Source organism: Prosthecobacter sp., from assembly GCF_044226605.1.
GTDB lineage: Bacteria > Verrucomicrobiota > Verrucomicrobiia > Verrucomicrobiales > Verrucomicrobiaceae > Prosthecobacter.
Genome location: NZ_JBGAGS010000021.1, coordinates 55,467 through 76,276, shown reverse-complemented (window position 1 = coordinate 76,276; position 20,810 = coordinate 55,467). Strand labels below are relative to the sequence as shown.

The 20,810-nt window shown below is 59.1% G+C and carries 23 protein-coding genes and 1 pseudogene; 6 read left to right on the top strand and 18 right to left on the bottom strand.

The annotated features are described in order from the left end of the window. Positions 1–7: 7 nt before the first annotated feature. The 9 genes from ACILSO_RS25165 to ACILSO_RS25125 form a co-directional block, all read right to left on the bottom strand. On the bottom strand, positions 8–409 hold the full coding sequence (locus ACILSO_RS25165) for a hypothetical protein (protein ID WP_395740239.1): 402 nt from the start codon (positions 407–409) through the stop codon (positions 8–10). Then, positions 382–783 (bottom strand): phage holin family protein, encoded by a 402-nt coding sequence (locus tag ACILSO_RS25160; protein WP_395740238.1) that lies wholly within the window; start codon positions 781–783, stop codon positions 382–384. The genes ACILSO_RS25165 and ACILSO_RS25160 overlap by 28 nt, the downstream gene beginning before the upstream one ends. A gap of 23 nt (positions 784–806) precedes the next feature. After that, positions 807–1,193: a YqjD family protein gene (locus tag ACILSO_RS25155; RefSeq protein WP_395740237.1), complete on the bottom strand. Its 387-nt coding sequence runs from the start codon at positions 1,191–1,193 to the stop codon at positions 807–809. A 119-nt stretch (positions 1,194–1,312) separates the two neighbouring features. Beyond that, positions 1,313–1,957: a hypothetical protein gene (locus ACILSO_RS25150; protein WP_395740236.1), complete on the bottom strand. Its 645-nt coding sequence runs from the start codon at positions 1,955–1,957 to the stop codon at positions 1,313–1,315. Between the two features lie 101 nt (positions 1,958–2,058). Beyond that, positions 2,059–2,499 carry a hypothetical protein gene (locus ACILSO_RS25145; RefSeq protein WP_395740235.1) on the bottom strand — a complete coding sequence of 147 codons (441 nt, stop codon included), beginning with the start codon at positions 2,497–2,499 and terminating at the stop codon, positions 2,059–2,061. Positions 2,500–2,547: 48 nt separating this feature from the next. Then, positions 2,548–4,266, bottom strand: a complete 1,719-nt coding sequence (locus tag ACILSO_RS25140) for an arylsulfatase (RefSeq protein ID WP_395740234.1) — start codon at positions 4,264–4,266, stop codon at positions 2,548–2,550. Positions 4,267–4,298: 32 nt separating this feature from the next. Continuing rightward, complete coding sequence (locus ACILSO_RS25135; RefSeq protein WP_395740233.1) at positions 4,299–5,309, bottom strand: NAD(P)-dependent alcohol dehydrogenase; 1,011 nt, start codon at positions 5,307–5,309, stop codon at positions 4,299–4,301. Between the two features lie 104 nt (positions 5,310–5,413). After that, positions 5,414–6,349, bottom strand: a complete 936-nt coding sequence (locus ACILSO_RS25130) for an endonuclease/exonuclease/phosphatase family protein (protein ID WP_395740232.1) — start codon at positions 6,347–6,349, stop codon at positions 5,414–5,416. Between the two features lie 22 nt (positions 6,350–6,371). Further along, the gene (locus tag ACILSO_RS25125; protein ID WP_395740231.1) at positions 6,372–6,632 is read right to left on the bottom strand and encodes a twin-arginine translocase TatA/TatE family subunit; all 261 of its coding nucleotides are present in this window, start codon (positions 6,630–6,632) and stop codon (positions 6,372–6,374) included. A gap of 289 nt (positions 6,633–6,921) precedes the next feature. On the opposite strand from ACILSO_RS25125, the gene ACILSO_RS25120 reads away from it, so the two are divergent. From ACILSO_RS25120 to ACILSO_RS25105, 4 genes are read left to right on the top strand one after another with little or no spacing between them, the layout of a single operon-like run. Further along, on the top strand, positions 6,922–7,230 hold the full coding sequence (locus tag ACILSO_RS25120; RefSeq protein ID WP_395740230.1) for a Dabb family protein: 309 nt from the start codon (positions 6,922–6,924) through the stop codon (positions 7,228–7,230). 22 nt (positions 7,231–7,252) lie between these two features. Continuing rightward, entirely contained in the window at positions 7,253–8,593 is a 1,341-nt protein-coding gene (locus ACILSO_RS25115) for an aspartate aminotransferase family protein (RefSeq protein WP_395740229.1), read from the top strand. 3 nt (positions 8,594–8,596) lie between these two features. Continuing rightward, complete coding sequence (locus ACILSO_RS25110; protein ID WP_395740228.1) at positions 8,597–9,292, top strand: 7-carboxy-7-deazaguanine synthase QueE; 696 nt, start codon at positions 8,597–8,599, stop codon at positions 9,290–9,292. Between the two features lie 35 nt (positions 9,293–9,327). After that, a complete protein-coding gene (locus ACILSO_RS25105) occupies positions 9,328–9,912 on the top strand; it encodes a thermonuclease family protein (protein ID WP_395740296.1) in 585 nt (194 codons plus the stop codon). 9 nt (positions 9,913–9,921) lie between these two features. Here the strand turns inward: ACILSO_RS25105 and ACILSO_RS25100 are convergent, their stop codons facing one another. Together ACILSO_RS25100 and ACILSO_RS25095 are read right to left on the bottom strand one after the other, a co-directional pair. Beyond that, positions 9,922–10,308, bottom strand: coding sequence for a (deoxy)nucleoside triphosphate pyrophosphohydrolase (locus ACILSO_RS25100; protein WP_395740227.1), 387 nt, complete (start codon positions 10,306–10,308; stop codon positions 9,922–9,924). Positions 10,309–10,311: 3 nt separating this feature from the next. Beyond that, entirely contained in the window at positions 10,312–11,409 is a 1,098-nt protein-coding gene (locus tag ACILSO_RS25095; RefSeq protein WP_395740226.1) for an MGDG synthase family glycosyltransferase, read from the bottom strand. Positions 11,410–11,510: 101 nt separating this feature from the next. Between ACILSO_RS25095 and ACILSO_RS25090 the strand changes: the two genes are divergently transcribed. Next, positions 11,511–11,768, top strand: a complete 258-nt coding sequence (locus ACILSO_RS25090) for a hypothetical protein (protein ID WP_395740225.1) — start codon at positions 11,511–11,513, stop codon at positions 11,766–11,768. Continuing rightward, positions 11,765–12,058 (top strand): zinc ribbon domain-containing protein, encoded by a 294-nt coding sequence (locus ACILSO_RS25085; RefSeq protein ID WP_395740224.1) that lies wholly within the window; start codon positions 11,765–11,767, stop codon positions 12,056–12,058. Before ACILSO_RS25090 ends, ACILSO_RS25085 begins: the two co-directional genes overlap by 4 nt. Positions 12,059–12,066: 8 nt before the next feature. Here ACILSO_RS25085 and ACILSO_RS25080 read toward each other — a convergent pair whose 3' ends face one another. The 7 genes and pseudogenes from ACILSO_RS25080 to ACILSO_RS25050 all read right to left on the bottom strand — a co-directional run bounded on the left by ACILSO_RS25080 (position 12,067) and on the right by ACILSO_RS25050 (position 20,807). Further along, positions 12,067–12,855 carry an alpha/beta hydrolase fold domain-containing protein gene (locus ACILSO_RS25080; RefSeq protein ID WP_395740223.1) on the bottom strand — a complete coding sequence of 263 codons (789 nt, stop codon included), beginning with the start codon at positions 12,853–12,855 and terminating at the stop codon, positions 12,067–12,069. 149 nt (positions 12,856–13,004) lie between these two features. After that, entirely contained in the window at positions 13,005–14,891 is a 1,887-nt protein-coding gene (locus tag ACILSO_RS25075; RefSeq protein WP_395740222.1) for a potassium transporter Kup, read from the bottom strand. Between the two features lie 127 nt (positions 14,892–15,018). After that, complete coding sequence (locus ACILSO_RS25070) at positions 15,019–17,118, bottom strand: LamG-like jellyroll fold domain-containing protein (RefSeq protein ID WP_395740221.1); 2,100 nt, start codon at positions 17,116–17,118, stop codon at positions 15,019–15,021. Positions 17,119–17,301: 183 nt separating this feature from the next. Beyond that, a pseudogene (locus tag ACILSO_RS25065) lies at positions 17,302–17,895 on the bottom strand (sialate O-acetylesterase); the annotation flags it as partial. Positions 17,896–18,055: 160 nt separating this feature from the next. Further along, positions 18,056–18,898: an alpha/beta hydrolase fold domain-containing protein gene (locus ACILSO_RS25060; protein WP_395740220.1), complete on the bottom strand. Its 843-nt coding sequence runs from the start codon at positions 18,896–18,898 to the stop codon at positions 18,056–18,058. Between the two features lie 84 nt (positions 18,899–18,982). Continuing rightward, positions 18,983–19,468, bottom strand: a complete 486-nt coding sequence (locus ACILSO_RS25055; RefSeq protein ID WP_395740219.1) for a hypothetical protein — start codon at positions 19,466–19,468, stop codon at positions 18,983–18,985. A 112-nt stretch (positions 19,469–19,580) separates the two neighbouring features. Next, the gene (locus ACILSO_RS25050) at positions 19,581–20,807 is read right to left on the bottom strand and encodes a type II secretion system F family protein (protein WP_395740218.1); all 1,227 of its coding nucleotides are present in this window, start codon (positions 20,805–20,807) and stop codon (positions 19,581–19,583) included. Positions 20,808–20,810 lie beyond the last annotated feature (3 nt).

Genomic DNA, 20,810 nt, shown 5'->3' with positions numbered 1-20,810 from the left:
AAGGACACTAGACTGCACCGGCGCCAGGCTCGTTCGGAGAAACTTTCTGGCGCAGGTACGATTCAAACATTTGAGCACCGTAATTCAGTGCGGATTTGCGGGCGAAAGCCAGCAATGGACTGAGAAGCAAAGCAAACAAGCCACGATTTTTAACACCGGCAAAATGGCCCTCGTGTCTGCTGCCGCCACCGCCAGATGGCCACAAACTTTTAAGCAGTGCCACGCCCGCCAAGGCGGCGGCACCGAGCCACACGGCACGATGTTTTTCCACACTGCGGGTGAAGATGGCCTTCGGGCTCCAATCTTCCGCCGCGTGAGAGGCATGATAAGCCAGCGACGCGCGAGCGTCCTCCAGATCACGCAAAGCCTGCTGCTTTGGGGTCAGTCGTTCTTGTTGCTGGCCAGCCATTCGCGATCCCTGCGGAATTGGTTGAAGGTTTCCTCAAAAAGCTGAATTCCGTGCAGCCTGGTTTTGAGTCCGGCGAGCAGAAGCAGGCCGATGAACAGATGAATGGCGGCGCCGCCAAGAGCCACACGGGTCCAGTGCCAGCCGTTGGCTTCAGCAACGATCCAAACCAAAGCCGGGGCGGCGAGCATCCAGCCGATGACAAAAGCAGCCAGCGCCAGGAGGAACATGACGGTGAGGCCCGAAAGACGGCTGCCCGCCTCCTGGCCTTCAATGTGCAGAAGGCGCCCACGCGCTTCTACGTACAATGCTACTGCGCGCAGCAAACCTGCTGCGCTGGCGCGTTCACCGGGGGCGGGTGGAAGGCCTGGATTCATGAAGAGAGAGGCGCGATAAATGATCAGCGACGCATGATCGCACCTACCAAAAAGCCAATGCCGAACGCCGTCAGCAGTGCCTGCAGCGGCTTTTCACGGGCAAATTTTTCCGCCTCGGTGCGCAGATCTTCAATGCGCACACGGGCTTCATTGAGGGTGTTGTCGGCGAACTCACCGGCCTTCTCTTTGAATTCACCGGCTTTTTCCTTGATGTCGGTGGCTTTCTGTTCGGCGGAACTGCGGATCTGCTGTGCCCGGGCCTCCGCCGCGGAACGAAATTCGGATGCTTTCTGGGCAGCCGCTGCGCGCAACTCTTCGGCGGCCTTCAAGGCGCTGGCTTTCGCAGCCTGGAAAGGATCCTGCGGCGGGCTGTCGCCGAAAGGAGAGTCTGCGGTAGGGTTCTCGGTCATGGTGCGAAAGGGGTTTGGGGCTGCTTGGCCGGCACAGTCGGTGCACAGTGCTTTGCATCAATGAATAAATACGTTCTCGCCAAGTTGGCGAGAGGAAAAACATTCAGTTATTTCTTCGTTCAGGCGTTGCGAGCACTGCTCCGCGGATGGCTTTTCCTGAGAGCTGCTGCCGGTTTGCGCCTTGCCAGCAGCAGTGCGCGCTGGAGGACGGCGTTTTGCTGCTTGCTCGCGGCGAGTTCAGCCCTGGCCATGGCAAGATCAGACTCCAGCGCTTGAATGCGCAGAGTTTCCATGGCTGGCAAAGCGGGAAGGGCAGGCTGCTGAAGGGACTGAGGCTTCGGCAGTGCAGCAGGCAAAGGAAGGGGAGGAGGGACCAAAGCCAGGGGTTTTGCTGCGAGCTCGGCCTCAAGCTCAGAAATTTTGACCAGAGCTTCAGAAAGTGCTTTCTGGTGGGTCTTGTCAAGATCGGCGAGAGCTCGCGCCCCTCCTTGCTCCGACTGCAGCAACCGATGAGAAAGATCGCTGCGCAGGGCGTCAAACTGTCGTTGGGCCCTGGCCCTCCATGACATGGCGTCGTGGTGGATGGCGGTGATCTCAAGCTGTTGCAGCGCGGCCTGCTTCTCCATTTTGGCGGTTTCGAGCCGCATGCGGCGGTTCGAACGGGAGAGCTGGAAAATGCGCACCAAGGCCACGAGAAACAGGCCGCCCAGGATGCTGAAACCGAGGATCAGCATCTGGACGTCCTGAGGAATGGCGCTCTTCATGAAGCTTTATTCAGCAAATATTGTTCCAAATCAATCAGGCTTGCAGTCCTTCGCATTGGCGGAATTTCAATGCCAAAGGGCTATCGGTGGCCGCCAGAGTGTCAGGAGATGTTCAGTGCAGGCACAGGCAGGACCGCTTTTTCCACCGGGGCGGCGGCTTCTTCCAATGTCGCGGCGATGGATGCAGGGGGGCTGACCAAGGTGATGGCAGGTTTAGCCGTCCTGGTGACGTTTTCAGTGCGCTCCTGGATGTCCTGATAACGCTGCTCGGACTCCATCAGGCGTTTGGAAAACTCCGCACGAAAGGCGTCAAACATGCGCTGCAGCTCACCACGCCACGCATTGGAATCCGAGCGCACAGAAAGGATTTCCTGATGCTGGATCAACACTTGTTTCTCCATTTTGGCAGTGCTTTCGATCAAACGGGAGTTGGTGCGAAGCAAAAACACGATCCGCACCATCGCGATCAGAAGAAGGCCGCTGACAATGGACAAGCCCAGCTTCAGGGTGGGAGCATCAAGAGCGATTTGGGAGAGGTCCATAGGACGCTGACGGGAGCATGATTCGTTCCAAAATCAAATCCTGTGCGCTCAGTTTTTCTTACGTGCGGCCTTCGCAGGTTTGTTGCCTGCAGGCTTCTTCCAAGTGCCGAGCGGCAGCACCTTTGCTCTGGCCGCCCACGCATCCCATGCGGCAGCCATGGATCTGACGCGGTCCGGTTCGCTGCCCGCCAGATCGTGCTGTTCCGCCCGGTCTTGGTCGATGTTGTAGAGTTCCCACGGCTGGTCTTCCTTGGCCACCAGTTTCCATGGGCCTGCGCGATGAGCGCGGTTACCCTCATGCTCCCAAAAAATCGAACGAGAGGCAAGGCCGGCACCCTGCAGCAAGGGCAGCAGGCTGACTCCTTCCATGGGTTGAACAGGCCGTCCCTCGACTTCAGCAGGATATTTGGCTCCGGCCACATCGGAACAGGTTGCCATGATGTCGACAAGATGCCCCGGCTGAGCTTCGATCTTGCCATGGCGTGAGGCCGGAATGCCAGCGGGCCAGTGAGCGATGAGAGGGGTGGAAATGCCACCTTCATGAACGAAATGCTTATACTCCCGGTGAGGGGTGTTTGAAACATTGGCCCAGGCTTCGCCATAGGCAATGTAGTCATTGGGGCCACCGGGAATGATGCCCACTCCCTGCTTCACCGCCTTGCCATCTCTTGTCTGTTTGGGAATTACGTCCACCCGGATGGCATCCTGCGCGATGACGGGAAAGCTTTGTTCATTGAAGGCTGGCGGGCGCGCCTGGCGGCCAATGGGTTCCTGGCACCCGCCATTGTCCTGCAGAAAAAGAATGAGCGTGTTTTGCGTGAGTCCATTTTTCTCAAGGGTGCTCACCACCCGGCCAATACCCTGGTCCATGCGGTCGATCATGGCGGCAAACACCTCCATGCAGCGTGCCTCCCAGGCCTTGTCCTTGACCTGGGTCCAGTCACCCTTGGTGGGGGAAATCTCGGCATCTTTCGCGATCAGCCCCATCTGTTTCATGCGCAGCAGGCGTGCCTGCCGGACCGACTCGTAGCCCGCATCATATTTGCCGCGGTATTTCGCCACGTCTTCTTCCAGCGCGTGCATGGGCCAGTGGGCCGCGGTGTAGGCCATGTAGAGAAAAAAGGGCTTCTCTTTTTGATCGCGCACGTGCTCGTCAATGAAGCGGATGGCGTGGTCACTGATCGCATCTGTATAGTAGTATTGCTTTGGCTTGTATTGCGGATCGGCGAAGGGGGAGATCATGGCGTCATCCCGTGTCAGCGTGCCCGGATCATAAAAGCTGCCAGCACCGGTGATCGTGCCATAGAAGCGGTCAAAGCCGCGATGCAGGGGCCAGTTGTGCTTGGGTCCTTCCGGCACCGCGTGCTTGGTCACATGCCATTTGCCCACGGCGTAGGTGCGATACCCCGCCGGCTTCAAGACCTCGGCGATAGTCCTGCTGCTGTTGTTCAGGTCCCCCCGATAGCCATCTTGGCCGCGATCCTCCATCATGTGCCCGATTCCGGCCTGGTGAGGATACAAGCCGGTAAGCAGGGAGGCGCGTGTGGGGCAGCAGCGGCCGGTGTTGTAAAACTGGCTGAGCCGCACGCCACCTTCGGCCAGCCGGTTCAAATTGGGCGTCTGAATTTCTCCGCCGTAGCATCCGATGTCTGAGAAGCCCATGTCGTCTGACATGATCAGGATGATATTGGGCGCAGCGGCCTGCAATGTGGAAGAGATCAGGACGGTGGAGAAAATCAGGCTGGAGAACGAAAGGCGCGATAACATGGCAAACCCCAAACGAGATGCCGCCGCCGATCTCACAGGCGAATCACAATCTTTCCAAAATGCTTGCCGCTGGCAATTCTCTGAAAGGCTGCAGTGGCCTGGCTGAACTCAAAGACCGAATCGATCACCGGCTGCATTTTGACACGTTCCATTTCTGCGAGCATCTGGGCAAACATCTCGCGCGAGCCCACGTAGATGCCGTCGAGGCGGATGCCTTTGCGCAGGATCTGCACTGTCTGCACCTCCGCGCTGGTGCCGGTGAGCACGCCGATGAGAGCGATGTGCCCGCCAAAACGAGTGGCTTTGAGCGAGCGGTTCAGTGTCTCCGCTCCGCCGATCTCGATGACCTTGTCCACGCCGAGGCCGCCGGTCTGCTTCACCGCCCATTTGTCCCAGTCGGGGTCGGTTTTATAGTTGTGCACCGCATCGGCGCCGAGTTCGAGGAGATGTTTGGCTTTGATGTCGCAACTCGTCGTGGCCAGCACGCGCGCGCCTGCCAGTTTGGCAAATTGGAGAGCGAAGATGGAGACGCCACCGGTGCCGAGAACGAGCACGGTTTCCCCGGCTTTCAGTCCGCCCCGGCAGTGAAGCGCATCCCAGGCTGTGACGGCAGCGCAGGGCAGCGTGGCCGCCTCTTCCAGGGAGAGATAGGCGGGCACGGGAAGAAGGCTCTCCGTCCGGATGACGGCCAGTTCACGCAGCAGGCCGTCGACCGCGCCGCCCAGCGCCTGTGACGCATGCTGCTGGGTGTATTCGCCGTCCAGCCAGGTCGGCATGAAGGGGCAGACCACACGGTCTCCCGGCTTGAAGGTGGTCACACCTTCACCCACTGAGACCACCTCGCCGGCACCATCGGAGCAGGGAATGCGGGGCACCGGACCAGTCACGCCTTTGATTCCCATGACGTTCATGTAGTCCCTGTAATTCAGGCAGGTGGCGCGGATTTTGACCAAAACTTCGCCAGGGCCGGCTTTAGGATCCGGCAGGTGCACGGCATGAAGGGAATTGAGGCCATTGGTCCCGGTGATTTGATAGGCGTTCATGGTTGGGAAAGGATAAGGACGCTAAGCGAAGCAGGCGTTGACTCAAGTGCTTCGCACGCGGCCCTCTGTGCAGTTGTAGTCAGGCATGATCGCCCCACGGACTTTCAAGGCTTCCCGGACTTCAAAATGGGTTCCGGGCTGATCTTGAGCACGAGCGGGCGGTGGTCACTGGCTTTGTTCACGTCGCGTTCGGAGTAGATGAAACTGTTGCGGTAGTCGATGTGGGGGCGGAGCAGGCGGCTGGCGAAGCAGTAGTCCAGGCGAGAGTACACGTCTGCAATATCCCAAAAATGAGTCCACACTTCGCCATTGGCATCTCGCAGCAGGATGTCTTGCATTGTGGTGCTGCCGGTGCGCGGGCCGCCCATGACTTCAGCCACGGCGGGCTCGTTGCGGTGTTCATTGAAGTCTCCGTAGGCCAAAATGAAGGCATCGGGCTCCCGGGCAAAGATGGTGTCAATATGCTGGCGCAGCAGCAGCGCCTCATTCCGGCGCATCATGGCCTGGTCGGCCTCCACGATCGTGCGCATGGACTTCAGATGCACGCCGAGCAGATGCAGGTCAAAGGTGGGTGTGATGGAGATCGTCACATCCAGGATTCCGCGTTGAAACGGCAGGGTCTTTACACCCATTTGATAGGTCAAAGCATTCTGCGAGTTGCGCGCTTTGATGGGCAGGCGGGAAAGCAGTGCCAGCCGGCGTGTTTCATCTCCTCCGTGGGCCATCTCCGTGTGCGGCAGGTCCACTCCCGCCTGGAGCAGCCGGTGCTGAAACTCCTCAAGGTCCTCCGAGGTGCCGATTTCACACACCCCCAGAATGTCGGGCTTTATGGCGGCCAGGATCCTCACCACCCGCACTCGCTCGGCTTCCGGTTTGGTGACTCCGGGAGGTTCGGCAGCCGGGTCAGCCGTCACCCAGTTTTTCAAGTTGTAGGAGCAGAAGGTTAGACGCTCCGGTTCCGCCGCGGCCAGCCACGCCGCCAGGGCAAAAAAAACGGCGGGTCCGATGACCCGCCGCGTGAACTGTGGATGTGGCAGCATGCCAGCAGCAGGATGAGACCAACTATGAATCTTCAACGTTGGCCACAGGCTGGCGCTTTTCCTGGGGAGGGGTGATCTTGGGGCGCTCCGCTTCTTCCTGGGCGTTTTGGAGCTCGTTTTCGAACTCGGTGCGAGCCTTCTTGAACTCACCCATGCTCTTGCCCAGGCTGCGGGCAAAGGTGGGCAGTTTTTTCGCGCCAAACAGCACGAGAATCAGGATGGCGATCATGACGATCTCCATGTTTCCAAGGGATCCGATAGCGAGGTTGATAGGGGTGTTCATAATGGTACTAGGTTTGCATTGTTCGTAGTGACGTGCAACGCGGACTTTCAGTCGTTCCCAGTGGGGCCATCGTCCTTCGCGCGGGGGTGAAAACGACCGGGCAGGTAAAGCCGCGGCGTTGTCTTCAATATCATTAACGCACAATCCGGACCCGGGTTAGCAAAAAATCATCATTTTTTGCGTGATTTTCCGATTGCCCGAATCTGCGCGCCCTTTGAAACAGGTTTGGTCTTTAACGCAGCGTTTGCCGATTGCGCACCCCCGCTGTCCGCGTACCAATCTGGCCACCATGATTCACAACGTTTATTTCTGGCTCAAACCCGACCTTTCTGCTGAACAGCGCGCCACTTTCGAGACGGAGGTGATGCATCTGCTTGAGATCGACTACCTCGTGCACGCCTGGGTGGGCAAGCCCGCAGACACAGAGAAGCGTCCCGTGTGCGACCACACCTTCAGCTATTCGCTTACGCTCCATTTCAAAAACTTGGAGGATCACGTCTTTTACCAGAAAGACTGTCCGAAGCACAAGCGCTTCGTTGATGCGTGCAAGACGTTCTGGGATCGAGTGGTGATCTACGACAGTTCGCCGCTGCATTGATATCTCTTCCCGACTTACGTCCATGTCTTACACCTTTCCCAAATCCGCCGAGCTTTTTGCCCGGGCGCAGCGCAGCATCGCCGGCGGCGTGAACAGCGGCATCCGCAAAATGGAGGTGCCCGTGCCTCTCTACTTCGACCACGGCCTGGGCTCGCGCCTGTTTGATGTGGATGGAAATGAATACATCGACTTTCAGATCGGGCAGGGGGCCATTCTCTACGGACATGCTCCCGCGGGCATGGCAGACGCCATCGGCGCGCAGGCGCACAAAGGCACGCACTGGGCGGCGCAGAGCGAACTGGAGATCGAGGTGGCCGAACGGCTGCAAAAGATGATCCCGGGTGCGGAGCGTGTGCGCTTCAACAACAGCGCCACGGAAGTGGTGCTGTCTGCCCTGAGACTGGCGCGAGCGCATACAGGCCGCTCGCTGATCTTGAAATTTGAAGGCCACTATCACGGCTGGGGGGACGAAGGGCTGGTGGGGTACGCGCCGCCGCCGGACAAATGGGGCACCGAGGACGATCCCACCCGTCTGCACCCCAGCAAAGGCGTGATCCCCGAGGTGCTGAACACCTTTGTCGTGGCTCGCTGGAATGATCCCGCGCACCTGCGCCAGCGCGTGGCGGAGCATCATGATCAAATCGCCGCCATCATCTTTGAGCCGGTGCTGTGCAACACAGGCTGCATGCCCGCCGCACCCGGCATGCTCGATACCATTCGTGAATTGTGCGATGAGAACGGCATCGTCATGATCGCTGACGAGACCATCACCGGGTTCCGCTTCGGAGCGGGCTGCGCACAGAGCCACTACGGATTCACGCCAGATCTGACGATCCTTGGCAAGGCCATCGGCGGAGGAGTGCCGTTTGCGGCCCTCGTTGGCAAGGAGAAGATGTTTGAGAAGATCATGAGCGGCGAAGTCGTGCACGCAGGCACCTTGAATGCCAATCCGCTGTGCCTCTCCGCAGCGAAGTGGTGCCTGGATCAAGTCATGGCGCTGGGAGACAAACACCCCGCTGGAATGATCTCCCTTGGCGCGCAGTTGATGGCCGGTTTGAGCAAGCTGGCCGCTGAGCACCACATTCCGCTGCAGCCTCAGGGGCCAGGACTGGTCTTCCATGCCACCATGCTCAAGTCTGGTGCGCCTGCCGGGCCCATCACCAACTATCGTGACTATGTGCTGCGTCAGGATGCGCCACGCTGGGCGCACCTGCGCCGATGCTTGCTGGAGGAAGGCGTGCGCGCCATCGAGCGCGGCCTTTGGTTCATCAGTCTGGCCCACACGCAGGCAGACATCGACGAGGCTCTGCAACGCGCCGCGCCTGCTTTTGCCCGCCATGCGGCCGAGTGGAAGGCTCCATGATCCATGCTGATTTCCGAGACCTTTTATTCCGTGCAGGGTGAAGGCACTCTTGTCGGAGTGCCGTCGGTGTTTGTTCGGACTTCGGGCTGCAACCTGCGCTGCGTGTGGTGCGATACACCGTATGCGTCGTGGAAGCCTGAGGGCACCGAGATGAGCGTGGAGGAAATCATGGACGTGGTGCAGCGCGAGCCGACGCGCTACGTCGTCGTTACGGGTGGCGAACCGATGGTGGCCAAGGGCATGCCGGAGCTGCTGGGGCAACTGCGGGCCGCTGGCAAGCACATCACCATCGAAACCGCAGGCACCATCGCGCCGAACGGCGTGGCTTGTGATCTGGCTTCGCTCAGCCCAAAGCTGGCGCATTCCAACCCGGGCGAGGCGAAGGCAGGCAAAGCCTGGGCGGAAAAACACGAGCGCCTGCGCCTTCAGCCGGAGGTGCTCAGAGAGTGGTGCGCGAACTACGACTACCAGCTCAAATTTGTCATCGCCACGGAAGCGGACGTGGAAGAGGTGAGCAGCGTGGTGGGCTCCATCGGCGTGCCGGTGCCTCCAGAAAAAATTCTGCTCATGCCGGAGGGGATCACCCAAGAGGCGCTGCGGGCGCGCCAGGCCTGGCTGGTCGATGTGTGCAAGCGAACGGGCTGGCGCTATTCCCCTCGTCTGCACATTGACCTTTTCGGCAACAAGCGCGGCACATGAAGCGGCGGAGAAATGTGGGACGGAAGTTGTGGGCGGTGTTCTGGGCGCTCGCAGCGCTGCTGCAGGTCTGGGATCATTATCGCGTCAAATCCCCGCTCCCGGCCCCGGTGCCGGATGGCTTTTTCGTCAAACTGGACCATGCGAAGATCATGGAAGATGCCAGCAATGATGGCGACAGCTTCAAGATCGTGGATGAAGAAGGCGGCGAGCACGTTTTGCGATTGTACTTCGTTGATTGCCCGGAAAAGCGTGAATATGCCTTGGTAAAAAACCGCCTGAAGGATCAGGCCAGCTATTTTGGCGGCCTGAGCATAGCGCAAACCCTCCAGGTGGGGCTGGAGGCAAAAGCCTTCACCGAAACACTGCTGCGAGAGAAACACTTTGTCGTTCAAACACGCTGGCAGCGCGTGTATGACAGTCAGCGCACCTATGCCCTGGTGTTCTTTGACGACGGGGAGGAGCTCTCTGAAAAACTGGTCAGAGCCGGGCTGTGCCGGATACATACCCGTGGCACAATGATGCCGGATGGACGCCGGGAATATGAATTTGAGAATCATCTCCGGGAACTGGAGCATGAGGCGCGAGCTGCACGGCGAGGAGCGTGGGGCAGGTCACAGTAAGGGGCCGCCTCAAAAGGCTCCCAGCAGTGGAACGTCCGCAGGCGCAAGATCATAGGATTTCAACTCCTCGCATGTGACCCACGCCAGCGCCGCATGCTCATGGGCATGCGGCTCAGGGCTGCCAGCGGAGAGTTTGCATACAAACGGGATCAATCGAATGCTGCCCCAGGCGTAGGCATGCTCGAAGGGCGCGAGCGATTGGGTGATCTCCACGGTGCAGCCAAGTTCTTCCATGAGCTCACGGTGCAACGCCGCCTCGGCGGATTCTCCTGCCTCGACCTTGCCACCGGGAAACTCCCACAGTCCGCCAAGCGTTTTGCCATGCGGACGCTGCGCGAGCATGACTCGGTCTTGCCGCAGGATGATGGCGCAGACGACGGGAATGGAGGAGGACATGGTTCAGGAGTCGGCCACGCTCAGTGCGGCCTTGGCGGTGCGCATGGCGGCATCCGGCATGCTGATCCTGGCCATGCTGGCGCGCATCCGGCGGCCCACGGCGCTGTTGTTGGTGAGAATGCTTTCGACCGCCGCCGCCGTATCCTCGGCGTTCTGAGTCACCACGCCGCCGTCGTGTTTGACGAGCATTTCGGCATTTCCCTCCTCCTGGCCGGGAACGATGTAGTCGATGACAGCGGGAATCCTGGCCGCAAGCACTTCATGCAGGATGGCACCGCCGGCTTTGCAGATGACGACGTCATGGGTCCGCAAAAACTCGGGAATGCGGCGGGTCCAGCCAATAATCTCGACAGTCCCTTCTGGCATGGAGTCCGTGAAGCGCCGCAGCACGTGATAGAGACGCTTGTCATGCTTGCCCACGGGCAGCGTCATTTTCACGCCGCTGCGAAAAAGAGGCTTCAGCGCCTCCAAAGTGGCGGCTACACGCCTGCCGGTGGTGGAGGGCAGGTAGAGGATGCGTGGATGGGAAGCCGGCGGTTGCTCTGGCAGCGGCTCGGTGAAGGCGAGATCCACAGGGAAGCCTGTGACGCGGATTTTCGATTCCGGCACTCCGAAGCCGGCCACGACTTTCTTCGTCTCGTCGTCGGCCACGCAGAAGAGATCGCTCCCAGACATGACCCAAACCCGGTTCACGCTGATGGAGTCGGTGATGACGGTGCACAGCGGCGGGACGGTCTGACGTTTGGCCAGGGACTCGAGCAGGATGGCATACAGAGGGTAGGTGCTGATGATGAGGCGCGGCTGCCGGGTCTCGATGCGCTGCTGCAGGGCGCTCACCAGTGCCATCTGCCACATGGCGTCCGGGCCGGTGACCGAGCGCCTGCCCATGAGCTCATACGTCATGCGCCAGCTCGCCGGCCAGTGGGTGATGGCAAATTGGTACAGGCTTTTGCACACGCCCGAGATCAGTGGCAGCGCCTCGCTGATGAGGTCGGTCATTTCGATTTCTTCCCCGGGGCACAGGCGTCTCATCGCCTCCGCCACAGAGCGTGCGGCGGTGTTATGCCCATCGCCAAAGCCTGCCGTAAGGATCAAAATCACGGCGCATCGCTGGCTGATAAACCGGTGAAAACAAGCAAAAAAGGGCAATCAAACTCGCCAGTTGACATTATTTTATACAAGTTAAATAATGGCACCCATTAATGACCCGGCAACGTGCCAGAACCACGAGCCAGATGCTCGCCGCCACCGTGACGCTCACCGCGGTGCTGGTCATGCTCACCCCACTGCGGCGTGGACCTGCGGCAAGTCCCTCCCGACAGGCGGCATGGGCGCCTCTGCTCAATTTGGGCGGCATGGCCGACACGGCTGCCTTCCATCGTTTGCACACTTCTAACACCCGCTTTGCCGCGAGTGCAGAACCGCTCAGCCGTCAGCCCTCGGTAAACCGCGCGCCATGAGCGATCGGTTCAAGCCACCAGGGCAGTGTCCCGTATGTGGGGAATGGGTGCCGCGTGGCGCCGCCGCCTGTAACGACTGTGGAGCCTGTGCCAAATCGGGCTGGAGCGGCGACACCCATGAGGATGGCCTCGATCTGCCTGATGATGAGTTCGACTACGACGACTTTGTGGCTCGTGAATTTGGCGGCCAATCGTCCAAGCAACCTCTCACGAAAAACATCTGGTGGTGGGTGGCGCTCGTGCTGCTGATCATCCTCGCTTTGGGGGTCTTGATCCAAGGCCGGCACTGAGCGAGTTGCTACTTTTTCAGCTTCGCCACCAGGAAGCCGAACAGGTCTGGATACTTCATGTGGGCGTAATCATTGTTGTAGTTGATCTCGTGTTCGATTCCAACGGCCTTAAGTTTCTCAGCAATTCCGGCGCCGAAATTGCCGGAGTGCACCGGGTCTTTGGCGGGGGGCTTTCCGAGGTCTGGAGTGCTGTCGTAGAACAGAAGCACGGGAGGATCATCCGCACTTGCCAGAGCATAGGGGGAGAACTGGTCGATCCATGGCATCAGGTTGTCCCGCTTGTCGAGGAACTCCTGCATGCTGGCGAGTCCAAAAGCGTGGTTGCCGTATTCGTTGTTCGGGATCCAGGCCTTCATCTGCTTCGGGTCCAGAGAGGTCTGGGGCACGAAGGCCATTACGCAGCGCAGGCGGGTGGACTCGCGTGAGACGGGGTCAGCGCTACCGGCATCCGCCATGTCGGAATGGAACCCGAGGTAAAGCACCGTGAAGCCACCTGCCGAGCCACCGCAGCCGCCGATGCGGTCTTTGTCGATGCGCCATTCGGCGGCTTTGCTGCGGACAAACTGCAGGGCACGCGCTGAATCATCCAGGCAGGCTTTCACCGGCGGCATGATTTTTTCCTGCTGGGCGTCCGTGATAAGACGGTAGTTGATCGAAACCAAGGAGATGCCGTTTTCAAGGCACTTGACGAGAAAATCTGGGGCAGGGGTCGCTTTGTCCCCGGTCATCCATCCACCGCCGTGAACGAAAAAAAGCAGCGGCGTCGCACCCGCTGCTTTCGCCTGGTAAAAATCCATGACCTGGCGGGGATGTGGGCCATAGGGCACGTTGGCCTGGGTTGGGACTGGGGTTTCAGCGAAAACGCGAACGCTGGCGAAAATGCAGAGCGCGGGGAGAAGGGATCGGAACAATATCATGAAGGCTCAGTTTAACAGGCGGATGCCGCCTACACTTCCAGCTGAATGCCAAGTTCAATGACCTGACGCGGAGGCAGATCGAAGTAACCGGTGGCGGGGCGGGAAAGGCGGGAAAGCATGACGAAGAGTTTTTTGCGCCAGCTGGCCATTTTTCCAGGGCCGTTGGTCAGCAGCACTTCACGGCTTTGATAGAAGGTGATGCCATTGCGCTTCACCTTGGTTTTGTCCGTCAACGCTTCGCAGAGATCATTGAAAACGTCCGGGGATTCGGCAAAGCCGTAGCGCAGGACAACGCGGTAAAACTCCTCGTAATACTCGCTGATTTCATGGCGGGCCTCCTTGCAAACATATGGAGCGTCTTCAAACTTCACACTGAGCAGGACCACCTGCTTATGGAGCGCCTTGTTGTGTTTCAAATGATGCAGCAGTGCGAGCGGCAGGCCGTCGGCGCTGGCAGACATGAAGACGGCCGCTCCGGGAACTCGGATGATGCGGTCTCGCTTAAGTTCATCGACCAGATGCACTACCGGCAGGCGGCCACGCTGCATGGCCTGGAAGAGGATGGCGCGCCCGTCCGTCCAGGTTTTCATGATCACCCAGATGCAAGCTGCAACCGCCAGCGGAAACCAGGCACCCTGCATGAATTTGATCAGGCTGCCGGAGACGTAGCCTGCCTCGATGCTGGCAAACACCAGCACCGGGAAAAAGGCCTTCCAAAACGCCCAGCCCCAGATGCGACGAGAAACAAAGAAAAACAGAATGCTCGTCAGAAACATCTCCATGGACACCGACAGACCGTAGGCGGAGGCAAGATTGCTGGAGGTCTCAAAGCCGATCACCAAGGCGATACAGGCAACCATAAGGAGGAAATTGACCTGCGGCATGTAGATCTGGCCACGCACGTCGGGATTGGTGTGAATGATTTTCAAGCGCGGCAGGTAGCCAAGCTGCACCGCCTGCTGCGTGAGTGAGTAAACGCCGGTGATCATGGCCTGCGAGGCGATGATGGTGGCGGCGGTGGCCAGGATGATCATGGGCACCAGCAGGGACTGCGGAACAAGTCTGAAGAAGGGGTGCTCCAGTGCCTTCGGATCGCTGATGACCAGGGCTCCCTGCCCGAGGTAGTTAAAAATGAGGGCCGGATAGACGAGCAAAAACCAGGCGCGTTTCAGCGGCTTTGCGCCAAAATGACCGATGTCTGCATAGAGGGCTTCGCAGCCGGTGACCGCCAGCAGAACCATCCCCATGATGACAATGCCGTGATAGCCGTGGTGCATGAGATAATAGATGCCCCAATGTGGTGACAACGCGGCAATGACCTCAGGATGCTGGATGTAGCGATAAAACCCCAGCACCGCCAGAGCGCCAAACCAGAGAATCATGATCGGCCCAAATGCCACTCCGATTTTGGCCGTGCCGTATTTCTGCACCATGAAGAGGGCAAAGATGATGGCCACGGAGATGTACACGATGATGTGCTGCGAGAGGTCCGCACTGATCTGTTTCAGCCCCTCCACGGCTGAGAGCACCGAGATGGCAGGAGTGATCATGCCATCGCCGTAAAGCAAGGCGGCGCCGAACAGGACAACGAGGACCACGAAGGCGCTGGCCTTGGCGCTCAGGGCTTCCTTTTTGGATCGCAACAGCGACAGCAGAGCAAACATGCCGCCTTCTCCCTGCGCAGTGGCATGGCTCAGGAGGCTGAGGTACTTGAGGGATACCATCAGCGTGAGGGACCAAAACATCAGGGAAATGGGCCCATAAATCATGTCCACCCCATCACGGCCAGGGGTATAACCCGCATGAGTGAGACATTCCCGCAACGCATAGAGCGGACTTGTGCCGATGTCCCCAAATACCACCCCCAAAGCCACTAGGGCCAGGGTCCAACTGTTTGAGTTTTTGTGTTCTGACATGAGGAATCTTCGGGACACTCCCCGAAGCCCTGTTTTCATCAGGGACTGTTTTTGTTACCCAGCAGGGGTGGATATGCAAGGGACAGTTCGGCGCACTGGGCTGTGTAAATGAACAGCTCTCCAGTTCTTATTTGACCTCCAGTTTGGCGATCTCAGCCGCGCTGAGGGGACGGTCAAACACTGCGATCTCATCCAGGCGGCCTTCCCAGCTGGAGTCACCGTCGCTGCGGCCACCGAAGAAACAGTCATAGGGAGGCCTCATCCGGGCGAGATGAGTTACTGTTTCCAGTTCCAGCGCGCCATTGAGGTAAGCGCGAATTTTCGGCCCGTCCCGCACCAGCACAAGGTGCTGCCACTGCCAGCGGGGAATTTCCATCTTGCCTGCCACCACGCCTCTGTCGTCCGTGCCAGTGAAAAAGATTAACCTGCCGGTGTTGCCACTTTTGCCACCGATGCCGAGGTGGTCGCCGGAGACGCTGAGCCCGTGGTCGTCGCCACGGGAAAACAGCCAGCCGCTGACATCACGCCCTTCGTTGGGCATGCCGTTCCAAAACCACAGCGATACCGAATACTGGCCGCCCAGTTCTGCAAAGCGTGAGCGGATGCGTGCGCCAACCAGATGAGGCGCGCGGTTGACGCTGCCCTCGGCGCAGAAGGCCGCCGATTTCGGCCCTTCAAGATAGTAGGCCACATCACGCTCATAGATGCCGTTGTGACCGTGAGCTGTTTCATCCTCCGCCACGGGTCCGGTAAACTCGTTCAGGCGCCAGTAGGCCGCGGGTTTCATGTCCAGCACCGCCTTGGCAGCGGGGCCGGCGGGCAGCTTCCATGGCATGCGCTGTTCTCCCGAGACCTTTTCCAGTGCTGCAATGGCTGCGCCGGTGATCCTGGGTTCTGCATCCACTTCCAGCCCGGCGGAGCGGGCCGCCCAGGTGTTGTAGCCACCCCAGGCATGCATCTCGGGCGGCGGGATGTAGCCATCCCCACCGTTCGCGAGTTCGATGACCATGTTATGGGGAAGGGGGCTTGCCGCTTTGATTTTCAGTCCGGTGATCGCATAGGTTTCATTTGGCGTCGTAGCGATGCCGATGTCCCCGATGCGCAGTCCCTGCACCACGATCTCCGTCTGCTGCCGCTCGTTGAGAATGATCTGCTCGCGCGCATAAACTTCCGTGGGCGTCTTCGCCAGCCGGTCCCCAACCTCCGCCATCACGCGCTGCGCCCATTCAAGGCGCTGCTTGTCGGGCGTGCGGTATTTCAATGTCATGCGCGTTTCCGTCATCGCAAGGTTCTGCGGTTCGTTGTACTTGATGCCTGCGTAGGCCTTCATCGCGATGTCGAGCAAGCCGTTCGTGTATTCTTCAATGGTGACCTTCGGGCGGTCTTTCTCCGGCACCGTGTAATCGACGCGATAGATGTCTCCGCTGCACCCATGCGACATGATGCCGACCATTTTGCCCTGCGGGTCGATGCGCTGGGCCAGTCCGTCTGAAAACAAGCCGAAGTAGTCCGCACTGATATCCTTGTCGCCGAAGTAGTGCATCGAAAAGTTTGCCAGCACCGCCAATGGCTTGCCTGCCTTCGTTTGAAAAGAAATGAGCGAAAGGTCGGGATCCTCCGGTCCGGATTCGCCCGTCACATCGTCCCAGTTGCGGCCGGCATGCATGTTCGCCCGCACGGACTTGTTGCCAAAGGGGTCTTCGACCACACGGTCAGGCCTGCGAATCCATTGCCGCAGCGCTGTGAACTGGTTGGCATCTGCTTTCGCGAATCCGATCCGGGCGGGGACCATGGACGACTTGGCAGCCGCGATGGCTTCGACGAGTTTTTCCTTCAAATAAGGCACATAGCTAGGGTCTGGATCGGTGCCCAGGCAACCCATGGAGGCGGGGGTCGAGTGTGCATGGGTGGCGGAGATGAGCATGCGATCAGCCGGGATCCCCGTCTTCGCTGCGGCCATTTTCTTCGCATCGTCCAGCACTTCACGGCTCATCATGCAGCTGTCTGCCACCACAATGGCGACTTCTGTTTTGCCATCCGTTGCCATGATCGCCCGTGCATGCACGCGGGTGTTGATCTTGTCCACGTAGCGGCTCAGCATTCCTCCGTTCACCAGCACTGGCAGCTTGGGCGGGGAGATGTCGACCACCGCTGCTCCGGCTTTAAATTCAGCACGCAGAGAAGTCGTGAGCAGCAGGGCAAGTAGCGGGAGAGCAAGGCGCGTCATGGTGCGGGAAGGTACGGGGCGCAGCCCGTCAATCCCCACTCTTTTTGCGTCCATTTCTGGGACTTTTGTGCCTAAAGATACACCGCGCTTTTCACGCCCGGAACGCGCGTCTCACTTTGACATCTTTAAAAAGGCCGCGGCATATCGTTTGCCCAGTTCCCGGTACGCAGCTGCGTCGAAGTGAACCTTGTCGCCTTTGTGTTTCAGGCCTTCCGCTGTCACAAAGGCAGTATGCGGCACGTGTTTCGGCAGCTCGCGTGATGCCTGATCCACCACCTCTTTCTCAGGCGACCACGGCACGTCATCGAACTTGCCCATCTGCCCGGCGATGAATGGCACGTCAGGAGACTTCACGAGGTCGCGCAAACGTTTCACCAGATCCCGCAGTTTAGCAGCGTAAGCCGGGGCCAGGTCCTTGTTGGAATCGCTCTCGCCTTGATGCCAGAGGATGCCTTTGATCGTGCCTGCTGGCAGCGCGAGTTCCACGCGTTTCACCATGTCATCCCAGGGATGGGTTTTGGTGCCCGCATAAAATGCACCAGGCTTCCAGGTGTCAATTGGCGAGCCGCCCACTGCGCAGGGAATCAAACCGATTGTCACGCCCGGGTTTGCCTCGGCGATGATCTCGCCAAATGTTTTGCCCAGGCCGACACCGGCTGCGGCTTTGTCAAAGTGAAGCGGATCCACGGCAGGCACCCATTGCCCCTCCTTGTTCAGCATCAGCACCCGCGGGTTTGCTTCTTTGTCCTGAGCCTCCACCACGCCGCGCCCTGCCATGTTGGACTGGCCCACGAGCAAGAAGAGGTGGAACTTGTCTTTCGCAGGCAGCGGGGCATCTGCGGCCGGTGAGAAAGCGGTGGCGATGATGGCCAGAAGGGAGATGAGAGTGCGGATCATGGTTATGATGGGTGGTTACGGAACGTGTTCGATGGCTGAATCATTGCGCCTCCTTCAGTGTCTTGCGCAGCCATGCAATCAGCTGCGTCTGATAGTCGGATCCCAGTTTCTCCCAGCCGCCCATGCCGTGACCGCCGCCTGGCACCGTGATCGTCTCGCACGAGTTCCCGGCGGCCTTGGTCTTCGCCTCAAAGTTGACGCTCTGCGAAATGGGCACGGTTTCATCCTTGTCACCATGGATTTGCAGGAAAGGCGGCAGGCCGGGCCGGATGTGATTGATCGGCGAAATTTCTGCCAGCCTTTTCAGGGACTCGGCATTGAGCTCCTCCATGCCGATCAAACCGCTCAAGCCACCAAGCGCCTTGCGACGCTCTGCCTGAACCGTCAGATCATGAGGTGCATAAAACGGAACTACTGCCGCCACACTCGTCTCCCCTTGACCCGTCACGCCTGCCCATGAGACGAGATGGCCGCCGGCAGACTCGCCGATGATGGCGATGCGTTTTACATCCACCTTGTACTCCGCCGCGTGCGCCTTCACCCACTTGATGGCGCTTGCGACATCCGTGACGCAAGCCGGCCAGGCATGCTGGGGCGCGAGGCGGTAGTTGATCGTGAACCAAGTGAAGCCTGCCTTCGAGAGCGGTTCAAAAAGCGGCTTGATGAAGGAATGCTTGTCCCCCTTGGTGAAGCCGCCGCCATGCACGAGGATGCAGGTGGCAAAAGGTCCTGCGCCTTCTGGCACGAAAGCATCGAGTGTGAGGCTGACATCTCCCGCCTTCGCGAATTCGATGTCCTGCTTGAGCCCCGGCATGGTGAAGGGCTTGTCTGCGGCGTGAAGAACGTAGACGGCGAGAAGGCTGAACAGCAGGATCAATTTCATGGCCCGATACAACGGATCATTCCCTTTGGATTTTCAAGCGCCTTTAAGTGGCAAATTACAAGGCGCACTGGTCCGAAAGGATCGTTACGAGCTTGGCTTGTTGACCCAGTGACAGTCTGCGATGTCTTCTTTGCCCTGTTCGGCGGAAACCTGGGTGATCTTTTCCCGCCAGGTGCCAAAGGCCATCTCCATGAAGTAAGTTTGATTGGGGGCGATGGTGAGCGTCGGCTGATCCTTTTTGACTTGGTTGATCAAGTTGAGTCCAGCGAGGGATGCCCAGTTCCACCCCTGCTTGGTTTCGAGTTTTAGCGGGCCGGGCTGAGCCTGAATGCTGCAGAAGCCACCGCGGCGCATGCCGTGGGTCACGAGCTGGTCGTTGGCGTAGACATCCCAGGTGGTTGCTCTGCCCACCATGCCGCCGTCCCAATAAATCAGCACCAGTCCTTTACCAGGAGCGGGCTTCAAGCCCTGCGAGTTCACGCTGGATGAATAGGAAGGACCACTGGCGCAGGAGGACATCAGCAGGGTGCCAGCGAGGGCAAGGATGGAGAGAGATATGCTTTTGTTCATGGTTGGGCGATTGAATATTTACCTAAACTCCAAGCCGATAACGTTAAGGAGGGCAGGCTTCTCTCATGACACCCCGCCAGAATCCGGCGGGGGCCGACCATGTGTGTCGCGGCTATTTCTTCTTCAAGATCACATCGCCAAGGCTGAACATCGGGCCATAGATGGCGTAGATGAGGAAGCCGACCATGACGCCGAGAATGAGCATGGTTAGGGGCTCGATCATCTTGTCCAGTGTGGCGGCCAGATTGTCCAAATCCTCTTCGTAGTCGTCGGCGATTTCGGAGAGCATTTCGGTGCCGGAGCCAGTTTCGGATGCGAGCTCGATAAGGCCGCAAAGGTTTCGCGCATCAGGGCCGAGCCAGTGCGACTCCATGAGGAATGCCTCATGCAGCGTGCGGCCCACGGCGATGTGCTCTCGGAGGCGGACAAACAATTCCTTGTAATGATAGTGCCAGCTGGCCTGGGCGGTAATGTCCAGCGCGCTGCTCAGGCGCACGTTGGACTCCGTGAGCATGGCGAGGGTGCGGAAGCCAGTGGCGGCGGCGGATTTGCGCACCAGCACCCCCACAGCCGGGATCTTCAGAAAGAGATCCTGCATGGGGCGCAGAGAGCTGATCTTGCCCCAGTTGGAAAAGAAGAAATACAGGGCAATAAACGGAAGGATGGCCAGATAAGGACGATGAAGGAAAAGATCCGAAAGGGCGATGAGCACTTTGGTGCCCAAGGGCAGATCGGTCTTGAAGGATTCAAACAGCTTTGCCATGGCTGGCACGAGCGTGAAGCTCATGACGATCACGACGCCCACGCCAAGAACAATAACCACGGCAGGATAGATCAGGCCGCCCTTGAGCTTCTTGATGACCTTGGAGGATTTTTTCTGCGAAACAGCGATACGTTTGCAAACCTTGGAAAGCTGACCCGCCTCTTCACCCGCGAGGATGAGGGAGAGCATGTCATCGGGGAAGAGCTTGGGAAATTTGGCGATGGCATCGCTGAACTTGTCGCCCACTGAGATGGCATGCACGACCTCGGCGATCATGCCCTTGTAAGTGGCCGACTTGACGCGGTTGGTCTGCAGCAGGAGCGACTTGGTCAGCGAGATGTTGCGCTCAAGGCAGCGCCCGAGGCCGGCGAAAAAGGCGGCGCTGTCCTCGGTATTGGGCTTGGGACTCGTCAGACGGTGCAGCTTTTCATCGACGCCAGTGATGGTCTGGATGGTCGAGGTTTCATTCTGCGCCACGCCTGCGCCGATGAGGGCCTTCTCATCGGTGTCCGTGTCCACAAGGGCCTCGACGAATTTTCCGGAATGGACGTTGGTGATTTTAACTTTTTTAAGCATAGG